At 72.5% G+C, this 14,278-nt stretch carries 15 protein-coding genes and 2 tRNA genes; 9 read left to right on the top strand and 8 right to left on the bottom strand.

Features of this window, described 5'->3' with window-relative positions:
- Nucleotides 1–41: 41 nt before the first annotated feature.
- Nucleotides 42–602, bottom strand: a complete 561-nt coding sequence (locus OG906_RS27415; protein ID WP_053676661.1) for an HIT family protein — start codon at nucleotides 600–602, stop codon at nucleotides 42–44.
- A gap of 67 nt (nucleotides 603–669) precedes the next feature.
- Here OG906_RS27415 and OG906_RS27410 point away from each other — a divergent pair, with 67 nt between their 5' ends.
- Nucleotides 670–1,359 (top strand): potassium channel family protein, encoded by a 690-nt coding sequence (locus OG906_RS27410; protein ID WP_329446571.1) that lies wholly within the window; start codon nucleotides 670–672, stop codon nucleotides 1,357–1,359.
- A gap of 16 nt (nucleotides 1,360–1,375) precedes the next feature.
- Here the strand turns inward: OG906_RS27410 and thrS are convergent, their stop codons facing one another.
- The gene (thrS, locus tag OG906_RS27405; protein WP_329446569.1) at nucleotides 1,376–3,352 is read right to left on the bottom strand and encodes a threonine--tRNA ligase; all 1,977 of its coding nucleotides are present in this window, start codon (nucleotides 3,350–3,352) and stop codon (nucleotides 1,376–1,378) included.
- 169 nt (nucleotides 3,353–3,521) lie between these two features.
- On the opposite strand from thrS, the gene OG906_RS27400 reads away from it, so the two are divergent.
- From OG906_RS27400 to OG906_RS27385, 4 genes are all read left to right on the top strand, one after another.
- The gene (locus OG906_RS27400) at nucleotides 3,522–4,004 is read left to right on the top strand and encodes a GNAT family N-acetyltransferase (protein WP_329446567.1); all 483 of its coding nucleotides are present in this window, start codon (nucleotides 3,522–3,524) and stop codon (nucleotides 4,002–4,004) included.
- Nucleotides 4,005–4,035: 31 nt separating this feature from the next.
- The gene (locus OG906_RS27395; RefSeq protein WP_329446565.1) at nucleotides 4,036–4,602 is read left to right on the top strand and encodes a TetR/AcrR family transcriptional regulator; all 567 of its coding nucleotides are present in this window, start codon (nucleotides 4,036–4,038) and stop codon (nucleotides 4,600–4,602) included.
- Nucleotides 4,603–4,740: 138 nt separating this feature from the next.
- Complete coding sequence (locus OG906_RS27390) at nucleotides 4,741–5,199, top strand: SRPBCC family protein (RefSeq protein ID WP_329446563.1); 459 nt, start codon at nucleotides 4,741–4,743, stop codon at nucleotides 5,197–5,199.
- A gap of 96 nt (nucleotides 5,200–5,295) precedes the next feature.
- The gene (locus tag OG906_RS27385) at nucleotides 5,296–6,672 is read left to right on the top strand and encodes a carotenoid oxygenase family protein (RefSeq protein ID WP_329446561.1); all 1,377 of its coding nucleotides are present in this window, start codon (nucleotides 5,296–5,298) and stop codon (nucleotides 6,670–6,672) included.
- On the opposite strand, the gene OG906_RS27380 is transcribed toward OG906_RS27385, so the two are convergent.
- Nucleotides 6,669–7,886 carry a hypothetical protein gene (locus OG906_RS27380; protein ID WP_329446559.1) on the bottom strand — a complete coding sequence of 406 codons (1,218 nt, stop codon included), beginning with the start codon at nucleotides 7,884–7,886 and terminating at the stop codon, nucleotides 6,669–6,671. The two genes, OG906_RS27385 and OG906_RS27380, sit on opposite strands and share 4 nt — an antisense overlap.
- Entirely contained in the window at nucleotides 7,886–8,476 is a 591-nt protein-coding gene (locus OG906_RS27375) for a DUF4365 domain-containing protein (RefSeq protein ID WP_329446557.1), read from the bottom strand. Before OG906_RS27375 ends, OG906_RS27380 begins: the two co-directional genes overlap by 1 nt.
- A 207-nt stretch (nucleotides 8,477–8,683) precedes the next feature.
- Between OG906_RS27375 and OG906_RS27370 the strand changes: the two genes are divergently transcribed.
- Nucleotides 8,684–9,409 (top strand): 3'-5' exonuclease, encoded by a 726-nt coding sequence (locus OG906_RS27370; RefSeq protein WP_053684397.1) that lies wholly within the window; start codon nucleotides 8,684–8,686, stop codon nucleotides 9,407–9,409.
- A 52-nt stretch (nucleotides 9,410–9,461) separates the two neighbouring features.
- Here OG906_RS27370 and OG906_RS27365 read toward each other — a convergent pair.
- A tRNA-Val gene (locus OG906_RS27365) sits at nucleotides 9,462–9,533 on the bottom strand.
- Between the two features lie 172 nt (nucleotides 9,534–9,705).
- Between OG906_RS27365 and OG906_RS27360 the strand changes: the two genes are divergently transcribed.
- Nucleotides 9,706–12,039, top strand: coding sequence for an SCO7613 C-terminal domain-containing membrane protein (locus OG906_RS27360; RefSeq protein WP_329446555.1), 2,334 nt, complete (start codon nucleotides 9,706–9,708; stop codon nucleotides 12,037–12,039).
- 59 nt (nucleotides 12,040–12,098) lie between these two features.
- Here OG906_RS27360 and OG906_RS27355 read toward each other — a convergent pair.
- Together OG906_RS27355 and OG906_RS27350 are read right to left on the bottom strand one after the other, a co-directional pair.
- Nucleotides 12,099–12,170 (bottom strand) — tRNA-Val (locus tag OG906_RS27355).
- A gap of 56 nt (nucleotides 12,171–12,226) precedes the next feature.
- Entirely contained in the window at nucleotides 12,227–12,664 is a 438-nt protein-coding gene (locus tag OG906_RS27350) for a TIGR02611 family protein (RefSeq protein WP_329446553.1), read from the bottom strand.
- Nucleotides 12,665–12,841: 177 nt separating this feature from the next.
- Here OG906_RS27350 and OG906_RS27345 point away from each other — a divergent pair, with 177 nt between their 5' ends.
- Both OG906_RS27345 and OG906_RS27340 read left to right on the top strand, forming a co-directional pair.
- Nucleotides 12,842–13,255, top strand: a complete 414-nt coding sequence (locus OG906_RS27345) for an SsgA family sporulation/cell division regulator (RefSeq protein WP_030011909.1) — start codon at nucleotides 12,842–12,844, stop codon at nucleotides 13,253–13,255.
- A gap of 199 nt (nucleotides 13,256–13,454) precedes the next feature.
- The gene (locus OG906_RS27340; RefSeq protein ID WP_329446551.1) at nucleotides 13,455–14,075 is read left to right on the top strand and encodes a CGNR zinc finger domain-containing protein; all 621 of its coding nucleotides are present in this window, start codon (nucleotides 13,455–13,457) and stop codon (nucleotides 14,073–14,075) included.
- Here OG906_RS27340 and OG906_RS27335 read toward each other — a convergent pair.
- Nucleotides 14,016–14,192 carry a hypothetical protein gene (locus OG906_RS27335; protein ID WP_267827259.1) on the bottom strand — a complete coding sequence of 59 codons (177 nt, stop codon included), beginning with the start codon at nucleotides 14,190–14,192 and terminating at the stop codon, nucleotides 14,016–14,018. The two genes, OG906_RS27340 and OG906_RS27335, sit on opposite strands and share 60 nt — an antisense overlap.
- Nucleotides 14,193–14,278: the final 86 nt, after the last annotated feature.

Genomic DNA, 14,278 nt, shown 5'->3' with positions numbered 1-14,278 from the left:
CCGGGCGGCGCGGGCCGTCCGGCCCGGCCGTCCGGCGCGTCTCAGTCGGTGGGCCAGGCGTCCGCGAGCATCTGGCGGGTGTCCGCGAGCAGTTGCGGGAGCACCTTGGTGTGGCCGACGACCGGCATGAAGTTCGTGTCCCCGCCCCAGCGCGGCACGATGTGTTGGTGCAGGTGCGCGGCGATGCCGGCGCCGGCCGCCGCGCCCTGGTTCATGCCGATGTTGAATCCGTGCGCCCCGGACGCCTTGCGCAGGGCGGTCATGGCCCGCTTGGTCAGGTCGGCGAGCTCGGCGGTCTCGGCGGCGTCGAGTTCCGTGTAGTCGGCGACGTGCCGGTACGGGACGACCATCAGGTGGCCACCGTTGTACGGGTACAGGTTGAGCACGGCGTAGACGTGCCTGCCCCGGGCGACCACGAGCCCGTCCTCGTCCGACATGTCCGGAATCCCGCAGAAGGGACAGCCGTCCCCGGCCTCCGGACCGGTCGGCTTGTTCTCCCCCTGGATGTAGGCCATCCGGTGGGGCGTCCACAGACGCTGGAACGCGTCCTGCGTGCCCACACCGATCTGCTGCTCCGGCTCAATCGTCATGGGATGCAGCATATGACCTTGCCCCCGCGGGGCGTGTCGCCGGGGCGAAGACGGGCACCTCCGCCACGATGCTGGGCACATGCACCCCGATGTCGAGCCCCGCGACAAGGCCTGGGAACGCCGGACCGAGCTGCCGCTGTTCTACGCCTCCCTGATCTTCATCGCGGGATACGCGGTCCGCGTCCTCGCCCACAAGGCGGACCACATCTGGCGGGACATCGCCGGACTGCTGGTCCTGCTGATGTGGATCTGCTTCATCGTCGACTACGTGGTCCGGCTGGTGCTCAGCCGCCAAAAACCGCACCGCTTCGTCCGGCTCCACTGGCTGGACACCCTGGTGGTCATCCTGCCGCTGTTGCGGCCCCTGCGGATGGTCAAGGTCCACGACGCCGTCCAGGCCAGGCAGAACCGCCCGCGCCGCGGGCTGTACGAGCGGGTGATCACGTACGCCGGGCTCTCGGCGGTCCTGCTCGGCTTCTCGGGGGCGCTGTGCGTCTACCACGAGGAGCGGCTGATCCCCGGCTCCACGATCCGCACCTTCGGGGACTCGCTGTGGTGGGTGAGCCAGACGCTGACGACGGTGGGCTACGGGGACATCACCCCGGTGTCCCCGGTGGGGCGGCTGATCGCGGTCGTGATGATGGTCTTCGGCGTGGCCCTGCTGGGCGCGGTGACCGGTTCGTTCTCGTCCTGGCTGATCCAGGTCTTCCGCCGGGAGGACGAGAAGGGGCCTCCCGGGAACGAGAGTTCCCGGGAGACCCCTTCCTGACGTGTCGCCGGGTCGGTCAGACCTGGACGCGGTCCGCGACGACCTTGGCCAGCTTGGCCAGGGCCTCGTCCTTGGCCACGCCGTTCTCCTGCGAACCGTCGCGGTAGCGGAAGGAGACGGTGCCGGCGGCCATGTCCTCGTCACCGACGATGATCATGAACGGGACCTTGAGCTTCTGGTGGTTGCGGATCTTCTTCTGCATCCGGTCCGAGGAGGCGTCGACCTCGACGCGCAGCCCCTGCTTCTTCGCCTCGGCGGCGAACTCCTGCAGGTACTCCACGTGCCCGTCGCCGATCGGGATGCCGACGGCCTGGACGGGGGCCAGCCACGGCGGCATGGCGCCCGCGTAGTGCTCCAGCAACACGGCGAAGAAGCGCTCGATGGAACCGAAGAGCGCACGGTGGATCATGACCGGGCGCTGACGGGAGCCGTCGGGGCCGGTGTACTCCAGGTTGAAGCGCTCCGGCAGGTTGAAGTCGAGCTGCACGGTCGACATCTGCCAGGTGCGGCCGATCGCGTCACGGCACTGGACGGAGATCTTCGGACCGTAGAACGCGGCGCCGCCCGGGTCGGGGACCAGGGGCAGGCCCTGCTTCTCGGCGACCGACTGGAGAACGGCGGTGGCCTCTTCCCAGACCTCGTCAGAGCCGACGAACTTCTCCGGGTCCTTGGTCGACAGCTCCAGATAGAAGTCGGTCAGACCGTAGTCGCGGAGCAGGTTCAGCACGAAGGTGAGGGTGCGGTCGAGCTCCTCCGCCATCTGCTCCTTGGTGCAGTAGATGTGCGCGTCGTCCTGGGTGAAGCCGCGCGAACGGGTCAGGCCGTGCACCACGCCGGACTTCTCGTACCGGTACACGGTGCCGAACTCGAAGAGGCGCAACGGCAGTTCGCGGTAGGAGCGGCCGCGCGCGTCGAAGATCAGGTTGTGCATCGGGCAGTTCATGGGCTTGAGGTAGTAGTCGGTACCACCGTCGAGCTGCATGGGGGGGTACATGCCCTCCGCGTACCAGTCCAGGTGACCGCTCTTCTCGAAGAGGGCGCCCTTGGTGGCGTGCGGGGTGTAGACGAACTCGTAGCCCTCTTCCTCGTGGCGCTTGCGCGAGTAGTCCTCCATGGTGCGGCGGATGACGCCGCCCCGCGGGTGGAAGACGGCCAGGCCGGAGCCGATCTCGTCCTGTACGGAGAACAGGTCGAGCTCGGTGCCGAGGCGGCGGTGGTCGCGCTTCTCGGCCTCGGCGAGGAAGTCGAGGTGGGCCTTCAGCTCGTCCTTCGACGGCCACGCGGTGCCGTAGATGCGCTGGAGCATCGGGTTCTTCTCGCTGCCGCGCCAGTAGGCGGCCGCGTTGCGCATGAGCTTGAAGGCGGGGATGTTGCGGGTGGTGGGCAGGTGGGGACCGCGACAGAGGTCCTTCCAGCACAGCTCGCCGGTCTTGCCGTCGAGGTTGTCGTAGATGGTCAGCTCGCCGCCGCCCACCTCGACGTTCGCACCGTCGTCGGTCGAGGCCGAACCCTTGATGCCGATGAGTTCCAGCTTGTACGGCTCGTCCGCGAGCTCCTCGCGGGCCACCTCGTCGGTGACCACGCGGCGGGCGAACTTCTGCCCGCGCTTCTGGATCTCCTGCATCTTCTTCTCGATGGCCTTGAGGTCATCGGGGGTGAAGGGGCGGGCGACGTCGAAGTCGTAGTAGAAGCCGTCGCGGACCGGCGGGCCGATGCCGAGCTTGGCCTCGGGGAAGAGCTCCTGCACGGCCTGCGCCATGACGTGCGCGGTCGAGTGGCGCAGGATGTTCAGGCCGTCCTCGGAGGAGATCTCCACCGGTTCGACGGTCTCGCCGTCCTGCACCTCGTACGCGAGGTCCTTCAGCTCCCCCGCGATGCGCGCGGCGACGATGGTGCGCTCGCCGGCGAAGAGCTCCGCCGCCGTAGTGCCCGTGGCCACCACGCGCTCGTCCCGCTCGGAATCGCGTTGGATGATCACACGGACGTCTGACACCGGTCTCTCCTGACTCAGGGGGTGCGCGAGCGAACACTGCGCGGCTGAATCGTACCGAGCCGGGGGGCGCCACCGCTAAACGGTTGTTCGCCGGAGCCGGACGCCCACCTCGGCGATGACCGGCCGGGGTACCGTTTCGCCGCGTCCCGACCCCCTGGAGCGAACCGCCATGCCGCACGTGCTCGTCCGCCCGCTGGACCTCACCGACGACCCCACCGCCGCCGCCGTCCATCGCGTGGGTCGGGCGGCGTATGCCGTGGAGGCCGCACTCATCGGCTTCGACGGCATCCCCGCCCTGCGGGAGAGCGTGGACGAGATGCGGGAGCGGCCGCTGCACTGGATCGGCGCCGTCGCGCCGGACGGCGCGATCGCCGGGTTCCTCGCGTGGGAGGACGCGGAGGACGGCGGCGTGTGCGTCGACCGGTTGTGTGTGGATCCGGCCTGGTTCCGCCGGGGCATCGCCTCGCTGCTGTGCGCGCGGATCCCGGCCGGCCGGCCCGTCACCGTCACCACCGGCGCCGCGAACGCGCCCGCCGTGGCCCTGTACGGACGTCTCGGCTTCCTGCGCGGCGAGGACTTCGAGCCCGTCCCGGGGCTGCGGATGGCTTCGTTCTCCCGCAATCCTGCTCCCTGGGCTCCCCCGAACCGTTGACATCCAAAAGTGTGAGTGGTTTATTACTCACATGAACACGGAACGACGTCGACAGCTCTCCTCCGCGGAGGAACGCCGCGACACGGTGCTGCACACGGCCATCGGAGCCTTCGCCTCGCGCGGCTACTTCGGCACCACGACCACGGAGGTGGCCAAGGCCGCCGGCATCTCGCAGTCGTACGTCTACCGGCTCTTCCCCAACAAGGAGGCGCTGTTCACGGCGGTCGTCGACCACTGCTTCACCCGGGTGCGGGCCAGCCTGGAGGAGGGTGCGGCGAACGCCGGGGGCAGTGCGCCCGAGGCGGTGCTGAGCGCCATGGGCGACGCCTACGCCCACCTGATCGCGGACAAGGACCTGCTGCTCGTCCTCACCCACGCCCAGGCGGCGGCGGTGTCGGAGGCCGCGGTCCGCGACGCCGTCCGGGCCGGCTACGCCCGCCTCGTGGAGTACGTGCGCGGCGCCTCGGGCGGCAGCGAACCGGAAGTGCAACGGTTCTTCGCGATCGGCATGCTCTGCCACCTGCTGGTGTCGATGGACACGCAGGCCGTGGACGCGCCGTGGACACGAACCCTCTCGGCCGGCGTCCGACACTACTGACGACGCGGGGCGAACACGAGGACGAACGACGGAACAGGGCGGGCCCCGGAGCCCGCCCTTCTTCCGGCCCAAAGAGTGAGTGGTCAACCACACACACTATTCACGATCCCCTCCCGACCGAACTCAGGAGCACCCGTCATGACCACGAACCACACCCGCCTCACCACGATCGACGAGAACGCCCCCGCCGTCGTCCGACTGGAGACCACCGTCGTGGCCCCCCTCGCCACGGTGTGGGCCCTGCACACCGACATCGCCGGCTGGTCCGACTGGCACACCGGCATCGACCGCGTCGAGTTCGTGGGCCCCCTCGCCGCGGGCACCCGTTTCCGCTGGCTCACCCACGGGCTCGACATCACCTCGACCGTCCTCGACGTGACGCCCGGTGAGCGGATCGCCTGGGGCGGCCCCGCCCACGGGATCGACGGAGTGCACGTCTGGACCTTCCACGAGAGCGCCGAGGGAGTCACCGTCCGCACCGAGGAGTCCTGGGCGGGTGCCCCCGTCGAGGCACGCCCCGCCGAACTGGGCGCGGCTCTGCGCCAGTCGCTGGAGGAGTGGCTCCACCTCCTCAAGACCACTGCCGAAGCCCGCTGAAGCCCGCCGAAGCCGACCGAACACCCCCCGCCACCGCCCCGCCCCACCCGCCGAAAGCCGAGGCCCACCGTGCGGACCAGCCAGGAAGTGAAGACGATGACCGACACGAAGAAGCCCTACCTGACGGGCCACTACGCCCCCGTGGTCGACGAGATCACCGCGACCGACCTGACGGTGGAGGGGACCCTCCCGCCCGAGCTGACCGGCCGGCTGCTCCGCAACAGCCACAACCCCAAGCCCGGCATCACCCCCACCCACTGGTTCAAGGGCAGCGGCATGGTCCACGGCATCCGGCTGCGCGACGGCCGCGCCGAGTGGTACCGCAACCGCTGGGTGCACACCCCCGCCCTGGACGGCGCCCCCTACATGACCGAGCACGGCCCCGACCTGACCGCGAGCACCGCGGGCACCCACGTGATCGAGCACGCCGGACGACTGCTGGCCCTCAGCGAGGCCGCACTGCCCTTCGAGCTCACCGCCGACCTGGAGACCGTGGGCGCCTACGACTTCGGCGGCAAGCTGACGTCGGCGATGACCGCCCACCCCAAGGAGGACCCCGTCACCGGGGAGCTCCACTTCTTCGCCTCCTCCCCCTTCCCGCCGTTCCTGATCCACCACGTGGCCTCGGCCGACGGGAAGGTCCTCGACAGCCGGGAAGTGCCGGGGGCGAGCGCGGCGCTGAAGCACGACTTCGCGCTGACCGCGCACCACGTCGTCTTCCTGGAGGGATCGGTGACCTTCGACTCCTCCGAGCACTCCGGCATCCCGTACGGCTGGAGCGAGGATCAGGTCTCCCGGATCGGGGTGATGCCCCGGGGCGCGGGCGGCGCGGCCCGGATCCGCTGGTTCGAGATCGCCCCCGGCTACGGCATGCACTTCGCCAACGCGTACGAGGACGTGCACGGCCGGATCGTGGTGGAGGGCCCGACCGTCGGCCGTGCGGGCTGGCAGCGCTCCTGGAACTGGTGGGTGGGCGCCCCCGATCGCGGCGCCGAGCCCAACTCCGGCTCCCGCGGCCGGCGCTGGACCGTCGACCTGGCCGCCGGGAGGGTCACCGAGGAGCAGACGGACGACCTGACCGTGGAGTTCCCCACCATCAACGACGCCTACCTGGGCCGGGAACATCGCTACCAGTACGCCCTGGCCTTCCCGGACGACCTCGGCGTCGGCAACCACAGTCTGGTCAAGTACGACCGCAGCACCGGCGGCCGCCAGGTCCTGCCCTTCGGTACCGGCCGGCTGCCCGGCGAGGCCGTGTTCGTGCCGGCCGCCGAGGCGGGCCCCGGCGACGAGGACGCGGGTTACCTGCTGACCGTGGTCAGCGATCTGAACGCCGACGCCTCGCAGTTGCTCGTCCTGGACGCGACCGACCTCGCCCTCCCGCCGGTCGCCACCGTCCACCTCCCCCGCCGGGTCCCCGCCATGATCCACGGGTCCTGGATCCCCGACGACCAAGCGCCGGCGGCGTCCTAGTCGTCGGAGGGGAGCACCTCCGACGGGTCGAAGGCCTCGTCGAGCGACTTCATCAGCCGGTCCCGTTCGACCTCGTCGAGCGGGACCGGCCGCACGTCCACCGCGTCCGTCAGCCTGCGGAACCCGCCCCGCCGCTGGAGGCGCCCGCTGACCCGGACCGGCAGTCCCACCAGGTGGGCGTGCCCGGCGACCCGGTACGACTCCTCGTCCAGGGCGGCCCGTACGTACGGCACCTCCGCCCCCGACAGCACCCGCAGCCGCACCGTCCCGCCGCCGCCCGCCGCCGAGCGCCGCATCCGGACCACGGCCCCGGCCAACCGGACGGGGATCGCCGGTTCGTCCCGGGTGTACCGGGCGGCCGCCTCGCGCAGCACGGGCAGGTCGCCCGGGGAGAACTCCACCGCCTCCGGCCGGGTCGCGCACCCTGCCGGGACGCCCGCCGCCGGAGCCCAGGCGAGCGCGATCCGGGCCCCCTCCGAGCCGCGTACGAGGGTGATCAGGGCGTCGGCGAGTTCCCGGCTGACGCCGGCCTCCACCGCCGCGTCGAAGGCCTCCATGCCGCCGGTGGCCCGCCGGTAGTCCACGGCCTCGCGGGCCGCGTGCAGCGCGTGGTGCAGCCGGGTCGTGATGCCCCTGCCGCCGTCCACCGGGACGTACGCGGCGAGTCGCCGGCCGCCGGGCGAGGGTCCCACCAGCACCCCGTCCAGGGCCCGTTCGGCCTGCGCCCGGTGCCGCGCCCCGTAGTAGCCGGCGCGGGCGTGCGCCGCCAGGGCGCCGGCGAGCAGGAGTTGTCGGGCCGCCGTGCGGAGTTGGTCCTGTACGGGCCAGGCCTCCGCGCCCTGCGCCGGGTACGTCCCCTCGGGGAACTCGCGTTCCCAGCGGATCTCGTCGCTCGGCACGCTCAACCCGAACAGCACCTCCCGGGCCGAGGGCAGCCCGCTGCACGCCAACGCGGTCAACGCCTCGTCCAGCAGGTCCGCGCAGTCGGGGAAGGTCCGGCTCTCGGGGACGAGCAGGCTGGTGCCCGGGTGCCCGGGCGGCGTCCACCTCCCGTACCGACCGGCGGCCCCGCCGCGCCGCAGCCAGCCGTGCCGGTGCAGCAGCGCGCCGAGCACGGCGGGGTCGACCTTCGCGGGATCGGGTGTGGCGGCGACCGCGTACGCGGTGGGATCCGGGGGCGTCAGCGGCTCCGGGTGCGGTGAGTACCGTTCCATCAAGGTGTCCCTCCCGACCCGACCCGGGTCATGATCTCGCACAGCGCCCGGTCGTCGAAGATCCGCGCGGTCGGGATCCGTACGGTGGTCCGGCGCCGGCCGGTCACGGGCTGTCCGGCGAGGTTGGTCCAGTAGCAGCAGTGGCGCAGGTCGAGCCGGTCGTGTCCGGCGGCCAGCCACTGTTCGCGCTCCCTCGGTACGAGCATCACCACGAGGATCTTGTGGACGGCGACGGGGGTGCGCGCCAGCTTCACGAGGTGGTCGTTGTCGAGGGTGAAGCCGAAGGTGGCCCCGGCCGGCCGCGGTGGTGTCTGGTAGGTCGCCTTCAACTGCACCTTGATGGTGACCTCGTCGTCGACGACGTGCTCGGGTGCGCCGTGGCTGACGTGCCAGTCGATGCCGTTGTCCGGGAAGGGCTGGGACAACGAGCAGCCGGCGGCGGCCGCGACGGCGTGCAGGTATCCCACCTGGAGGGTCTCCATGCAGGCGGTGGTGGCGAGTGTGCCGCGCAGCGGTCCGGTCCCCGCGTCCGGCCGAGGACCGATCCGCGCCGGCGGCACCCCGAGCGGTTCGGGCTGTGTGAGCGCCATGGCCGGCTCCCCATGCCTTCCGGGCTCCGCAGAGTGAGGGTGTCGGGGTGACGACCGGTCATGCGTGCGTTCCCCCAGGGAAGTTGTCTCCGTAGCAGACGAGTCGCAAACGGCGTACGGGGCAAACAGCCCGGGTATCACCGATTCGGGCAAGGGCGGCGTGAACCGGGTGCGCCCCACCTGCCGACCGGGGACGAGGAGTTCGCCATGACACGCTGGTATGAGGGCCCGCTGGCCGCATTCGACACGGAGACCACCGGAGTGGACGTCGAGCAGGACCGGATCGTGTCCGCCGCGCTCGTCGTGCAGGAGTGTGCGGGCGGTCGTGTCCGCTCCACGCGCTGGCTGGTCAATCCCGGCGTCCCGGTACCCCCGGGCGCCACGGAAGTGCACGGTCTGACCGACGAGCACCTCCAGCGCCACGGCCGGTGGCCGGCGCCGGTGGTGGAGGAGATAGCCCGCGCGCTGGCGGAGCAGCAGGTGGCGGGCCGGCCGGTGGTGGTGATGAACGCGCCCTTCGATCTGACGCTGTTGGACCGGGAGTTGCGCCGGCACCGGGCGTCGTCGCTGGGGCGCTATCTGGACAACCGACCGCTGACCGTGCTGGATCCGCGGGTGTTGGACAAGCACCTGGATCGTTACCGCAAGGGTCGTCGGACGCTCACGGACCTGTGCGAGCACTACGGCATAGAGCTGGAGGGGGCCCACGACGCGTCGGCGGACGCCCTGGCCTCGCTGGAGGTCGTCCGGGCGGTCGGGCGCCGGTTCGCGGGCCGGCTGGAGCGGCTGACGCCGGCCGAGCTGCACACGCTCCAGGCGGTGTGGCACGCGGCGCAGGCGCGGGGGCTCCAGGCCTGGTTCGCCCGCCAGGGCACTCCGGAGTCGGTGGATCCGCACTGGCCGTTGCGGCCGGAACTGGGGGCCGCGGCCTGACGGCCGGGAATGCGGAAGGCCGGTCCGTCTGTGACGGACCGGCCTGTCCCGGTGGGCGATACTGGGATCGAACCAGTGACCCCTTCGGTGTGAACGAAGTGCTCTCCCGCTGAGCTAATCGCCCGGGAACGGACTGAACAATACAAGAGCCTCGGGGTCTGTTCAAACCGCTTCCGGTCGGGCCTCGGGCCGGCCGCTCCCGGCGCCCGGCCCCTGCTCCGCGCACCGGGGTACTCAGGCGGATCTGAGTACGCCCGCCCATGTCCCGGCCGCGTGACGGGCACCACACTCCGAGCATGAACACGCCCCTGTCGCCCGCCGAGGAACTGGCGCTCATCGCCGGCGAACTCGCCCGACTCGACGCCCGTCGGGCCCATCTGACGGCACGCCGCGACTGGTTGCTGCGCCTGCCCCCGACCCCGTGGCCGGCGGCGCCCGCGCCCGCGCCGCCCTCGCTCCCCGTCAAGGACGCCTCGGGGCGGGGCGCTCAGAACGTGCTGCTGACGTTGGGCGCGGTGCTGCTCTCGGTGGCCGCGCTCGCCTTCACGCTCGTCAGCTGGGGTTCCCTGGGCATCGCCGGGCGCGCCGCGGTGCTGGCCGCGGTGACGGCGGGGGCGCTCGTCGCGCCGCTGTCGCTGCTGCGTCGCGGGCTGCGGTCCACGGCCGAGTCGGTCGCCGCGCTGGGGTTGTTGCTGACGGTGCTGGACGCGTACGCGGTGCACGCCGTCGGGATGTCGACGGTCGACGGCACCGCGTACGCGGCGGGTGCGGCCGGCGTCCTGGCGGCGCTCTGGGCCGGGTACGGGTTCGCGTTGCCCCGGCTGCGGCTGCCGCTGCCCGTCGCCGTGGCGGCGGCGCAGCTCCCGCTGCCGCTGGCGGCGCTCGCCTCCGCGGCGGACCCGGTGGGGCTCGGCTGGGCGCTGCTGGCGACGGCCGCGCTCGACGTGGTCGCGGCGATGACGGTGCCCCGGGCGCGGACCGCGTGGCCGGCGGGGGCCGTGCTGGGCGTGACCGCGCTGGCAGTCGGGTGCGTGGAGTCGGCGGCCGACCCGGGCGCGTCGGCTCCGGCGCTGCTGCTCGCGGCGGGTGCGGCGCTCGGCGTGGCCGTGGCCTGGCGGGTGCCCCGGGCCTCCGCCGCCGCGCTGGCGGGCGGTCTGGCCGCGGTCGTGGCGGCGGGCGGCCCGCTCTCCCCGCGCTGGGACACGGGCTGGGCGGTGCCGGCGCACCTGGCGGCGGCCCTGATCCTGACCCTGCCGGCGGCGTCGGGGGCGGCCTCGGTCCCGGCGGCGGTGCGGCGCGGCCTGGTCCGCGCGGGGCTGGGCGTGGCCGCGGTGGCGGCGCTCTGGGCCCTGGCGTCGGTGGTCCCGGCGCTGTCGGCCCGGCTGCGGGTGCTCGGCGAGGTGTGGGCGGCGACGACCCCGGAGATGGACCGGCCCGGTACGGGCGCGGCGGTGGCGGTGACGCTGCTGGTGACGGCGGGTGCGGCCGCCCGGGCGGCCCGGCTGCTCCCGGCCCGGCCCGAGCCGGGGGTGCTCGCGGTGGTCCTGGGCTGGGCCGGGCTGTTCGCGGCCCCGGTGCTGCTCGGCTTCCCGGCGGCGGCCGTGCTCGTGGCGCAACTGTCGGTGACGGTGGCCGTGGGGGCGCTTGCGCTGCGGCCCCGGCCCGGCGGCTCCGGTCCCGGGATCGCGGCCGCCGCGTGCGCGCTCCTCGGGGCCGGGAACGTGGCTGTGGGGGCGCTGGACGGCCGACTGGCCACGGTCCTGGTGCTGGGGGCCCTGACGGCCGCCGGAGCGGTGGGAGCGGCGTACCGGCCCGCACCCGGATGGGCGCGGGCCGGGGCCGCGGTGCTCGCCGTGGGTTGGGCCACGGCGCTGGTGGTGGCCCTGTGCGCGCTGTCGGACCTCGCGGTGGTGTGGTGGGCGCCGCCGGTGCTGGCGGCGCCGGCCGCGGTGGTCGCGTTCGGCCACCGGTGGGGCGCGGCACGGGTTCCCGCCGAGGCCGCGTCGATCGCGTCGGGGGTACTCGCCCTGGGCTTGGCGGCCCCCGATCGGCCGGCGCTGGCCCTGGCGCTGGCCCTGGCCGGGGTGGTGTGCGCGGCCGCGGCGGTCCGTGCGGACCGGCGCCGGCTGGGCTGGGCTGCCTGGGCGCTGTTCGTGGCCGCGACCTGGGTCCGGCTGAGCGCGTCGGGGGTGGCCTGGCCGGAGGCGTACACGCTGCCCGTGACGGTCCCGGCGCTGGTGGTGGGCTTCGTACGGCGGCGCCGGGACCCGGCCGCCTCGTCCTGGACGGCGTACGGGCCCGGACTGGCGGCGACCGGGCTGCCCACCCTGATCGTGGCCTGGGGCGACCCGCAGTGGCAGCGGCCGCTGCTGCTGGGTCTGGCGTCGCTGGCCCTCACGCTGGTCGGCGCCCGGCAGCGGCTCCAGGCGCCGCTGCTGCTGGGCGGGGCGACGCTCGCGGCGGTGGCCCTGCACGAGCTGGCCCCGTACGTGGTCCAGGTCGTCGGCGCGCTGCCCAGGTGGCTGCCGCCGGCGCTGGCGGGCCTGTTGCTGCTGGCGGTGGGGGCGACGTACGAACGGCGGTTGCGCGACGCCCGCCGACTGCGGGCCGCGTTCGGCCGGCTGGGGTGACACGCCCGGGAAACGCCGGAGGCCCGGAGACGGTGAAGTCTCCGGGCCTCTGGTCCGGGTGGGCGATACTGGGTTCGAACCAGTGACCCCTTCGGTGTGAACGAAGTGCTCTCCCACTGAGCTAATCGCCCGGACGCACCGCAAACATTACCGCATGTCAGCGGTGCTCCCCGCCATCAGGGACGGATCACTGGTCCTTGATGTTCCACGGCAGCATCAGGCCGTACTTCCACAGGTAGAAGCCGACCAGCACGCCGGCGATCACGAGGCCGATGCTGGTCAGGATGATGTTGCGGCGGCGCACCTTCGGGTCGAGCGCCTTCTGGGCCGCCTCGGCCACCTTGCGCTTCGTCCAGCGCAGCACGACCTGCGCCCAGGCGAACTCGGTGCCCCAGATGAACAGGCCGGCGAAGATCGCGACCCATCCCGGGCCCGGCAGGACGAGCATCGCCACACCGGCGGCGATGACGGCCAGGCCGACGATGAAGACGCCGACCTGCCAGCTCAGGTGCAGACCGCGCCGGGCCTTGACGAAGGCGGGCGCCCTCGACACGTGCGGCTTCTCGTCCGGTTCCGTCTCACTGGTCGCGGACTCGTGGGTCTCGCGGTCACTCCCCGTATTCATGCCACCGAATCTACCCGAGCCGGATACACGCGTGAACGGTGGTTTGGATCCGCCGTTCGAGGGACCCAGAGGTCCGCAAAACGGTCAGAGGGGTTTACAACGGCACCGTAGGTGGCATGTCGATTTCGCCGACGTGCGAATCCCCGAGCGCACACTGAGCGAAAGGCCCTGGCGCTTATGAACACCACGGTCAGCTGCGAGCTGCACCTGCGCCTCGTTGTGTCGAGCGAGTCCTCACTGCCTGTTCCCGCGGGCCTGCGGTATGACACGGCCGACCCCTACGCCGTGCACGCCACCTTCCACACCGGCGCCGAGGAGACGGTCGAATGGGTATTCGCCCGCGACCTCCTCGCCGAGGGCCTCCACCGGCCCACCGGTACCGGCGACGTCCGCGTCTGGCCGTCCCGCAGCCACGGTCAGGGCGTCGTCTGCATCGCCCTGAGCTCACCGGAGGGAGAAGCACTGCTCGAAGCACCCGCCCGAGCACTCGAGTCGTTCCTCAAGCGGACGGACGCCGCGGTCCCACCCGGGACCGAACACCGGCACTTCGACCTCGACAAGGAGCTCTCCCACATCCTGGCCGAAAGCTGAGCCAGGCCTACACCGGCGCGACACCGTCCGACTCGGGGCGACGGTGCGCGTCGGACAACCACATACGGCCGTACCGGCGCTGTTCTCGCGGGAGCCAACCGCGAGGGCGGCGCCGGTGCGCTTCGCGGAGGACCCGCTAGAGTCGGCCCCCAAGTGACGGCAGGCCCGTCGTCGCAGGCCCGCCCTTCAGGGAGACCTCGTGCAGATCCCCCACGACACCCGTCGCGCGCTCGACGTCGTCGTCGCGCTGGTGAACACCGCGGCCGAGCCCGGCCGCACGGACGGGCTGTCGGACCTGGGCGCACTGCGCGGATTCGTCCGCGAGTACGCGATCAGCGACGTCGGCGAGCTCGGCGCCCGCGACCTGTCCGGGGTGCGCGCGGTGCGCGGCAAGTTCGCCCAGGTGTTCGCGGCGCCGAACTCGCGCGCGGCCGCCACGCAGATCAACGAACTGGTGGCCACGGCGGGCACGACCCCCCGCCTGACCGACCACGACGGCTACGACTGGCACGTGCACTACTTCGCGCCCGGTGCCTCGCTGGGTGACCACCTGGCCGCGGACGGCGGCATGGCGCTGGCCTTCATCGTGGTCTCCGGCGAGGAGGAGCGGCTGCGCCGCTGCGAGGCACCGGACTGCCGGCGCGCCTTCGTGGACCTGTCCCGGAACCGGTCGCGTCGCTACTGCGACAGCCGGACCTGCGGGAACCGGTTGCACGTGGCGGCCTACCGGGCGCGCCGCAAGGAAGCGGACGCGCACGGGTCAGAGCAGGAAGAGGTCGTGCACGGCGGCGAGCAGCAGCAGGGTTCCGATCACCCCTAGGAAGATCATCAGGGGCGGCTGGGAGAGCGCGAAGAGACAACCGCGCCCTTCTGGGGCGACGGGGGCCTCGGCGACGGGGGCGGGAGCCTGCGGCTCACCCTGCGATGTGTCGAGCATGTCGGGGCGATGATCGCGCAGCGCGCCCCGATCCGGCACTCAACACGCCAACGAACACGCGGGAGTTCGTCAGTTCCCGTCCGTTC

Source organism: Streptomyces sp. NBC_01426, assembly GCF_036231985.1.
Lineage (GTDB): Bacteria > Actinomycetota > Actinomycetes > Streptomycetales > Streptomycetaceae > Streptomyces.
Note: the sequence above shows the minus strand (reverse complement) of the source record. Positions and strands in the feature narration are given on the sequence as shown.

What these genes read in the sequence shown, in the direction of transcription:
- OG906_RS27415 (WP_053676661.1), bottom strand. Translation starts at nt 602, where the DNA reads ATGCTGCATCCCATGACGATTGAGCCGGAGCAGCAGATCGGTGTGGGC.
- OG906_RS27410 (WP_329446571.1), top strand. Translation starts at nt 670, where the DNA reads ATGCACCCCGATGTCGAGCCCCGCGACAAGGCCTGGGAACGCCGGACC.
- OG906_RS27400 (WP_329446567.1), top strand. Translation starts at nt 3,522, where the DNA reads ATGCCGCACGTGCTCGTCCGCCCGCTGGACCTCACCGACGACCCCACC.
- OG906_RS27395 (WP_329446565.1), top strand. Translation starts at nt 4,036, where the DNA reads ATGAACACGGAACGACGTCGACAGCTCTCCTCCGCGGAGGAACGCCGC.
- OG906_RS27390 (WP_329446563.1), top strand. Translation starts at nt 4,741, where the DNA reads ATGACCACGAACCACACCCGCCTCACCACGATCGACGAGAACGCCCCC.
- OG906_RS27385 (WP_329446561.1), top strand. Translation starts at nt 5,296, where the DNA reads ATGACCGACACGAAGAAGCCCTACCTGACGGGCCACTACGCCCCCGTG.
- OG906_RS27380 (WP_329446559.1), bottom strand. Translation starts at nt 7,886, where the DNA reads ATGGAACGGTACTCACCGCACCCGGAGCCGCTGACGCCCCCGGATCCC.
- OG906_RS27375 (WP_329446557.1), bottom strand. Translation starts at nt 8,476, where the DNA reads ATGGCGCTCACACAGCCCGAACCGCTCGGGGTGCCGCCGGCGCGGATC.
- OG906_RS27370 (WP_053684397.1), top strand. Translation starts at nt 8,684, where the DNA reads ATGACACGCTGGTATGAGGGCCCGCTGGCCGCATTCGACACGGAGACC.
- OG906_RS27360 (WP_329446555.1), top strand. Translation starts at nt 9,706, where the DNA reads ATGAACACGCCCCTGTCGCCCGCCGAGGAACTGGCGCTCATCGCCGGC.
- OG906_RS27350 (WP_329446553.1), bottom strand. Translation starts at nt 12,664, where the DNA reads ATGAATACGGGGAGTGACCGCGAGACCCACGAGTCCGCGACCAGTGAG.
- OG906_RS27345 (WP_030011909.1), top strand. Translation starts at nt 12,842, where the DNA reads ATGAACACCACGGTCAGCTGCGAGCTGCACCTGCGCCTCGTTGTGTCG.
- OG906_RS27335 (WP_267827259.1), bottom strand. Translation starts at nt 14,192, where the DNA reads ATGCTCGACACATCGCAGGGTGAGCCGCAGGCTCCCGCCCCCGTCGCC.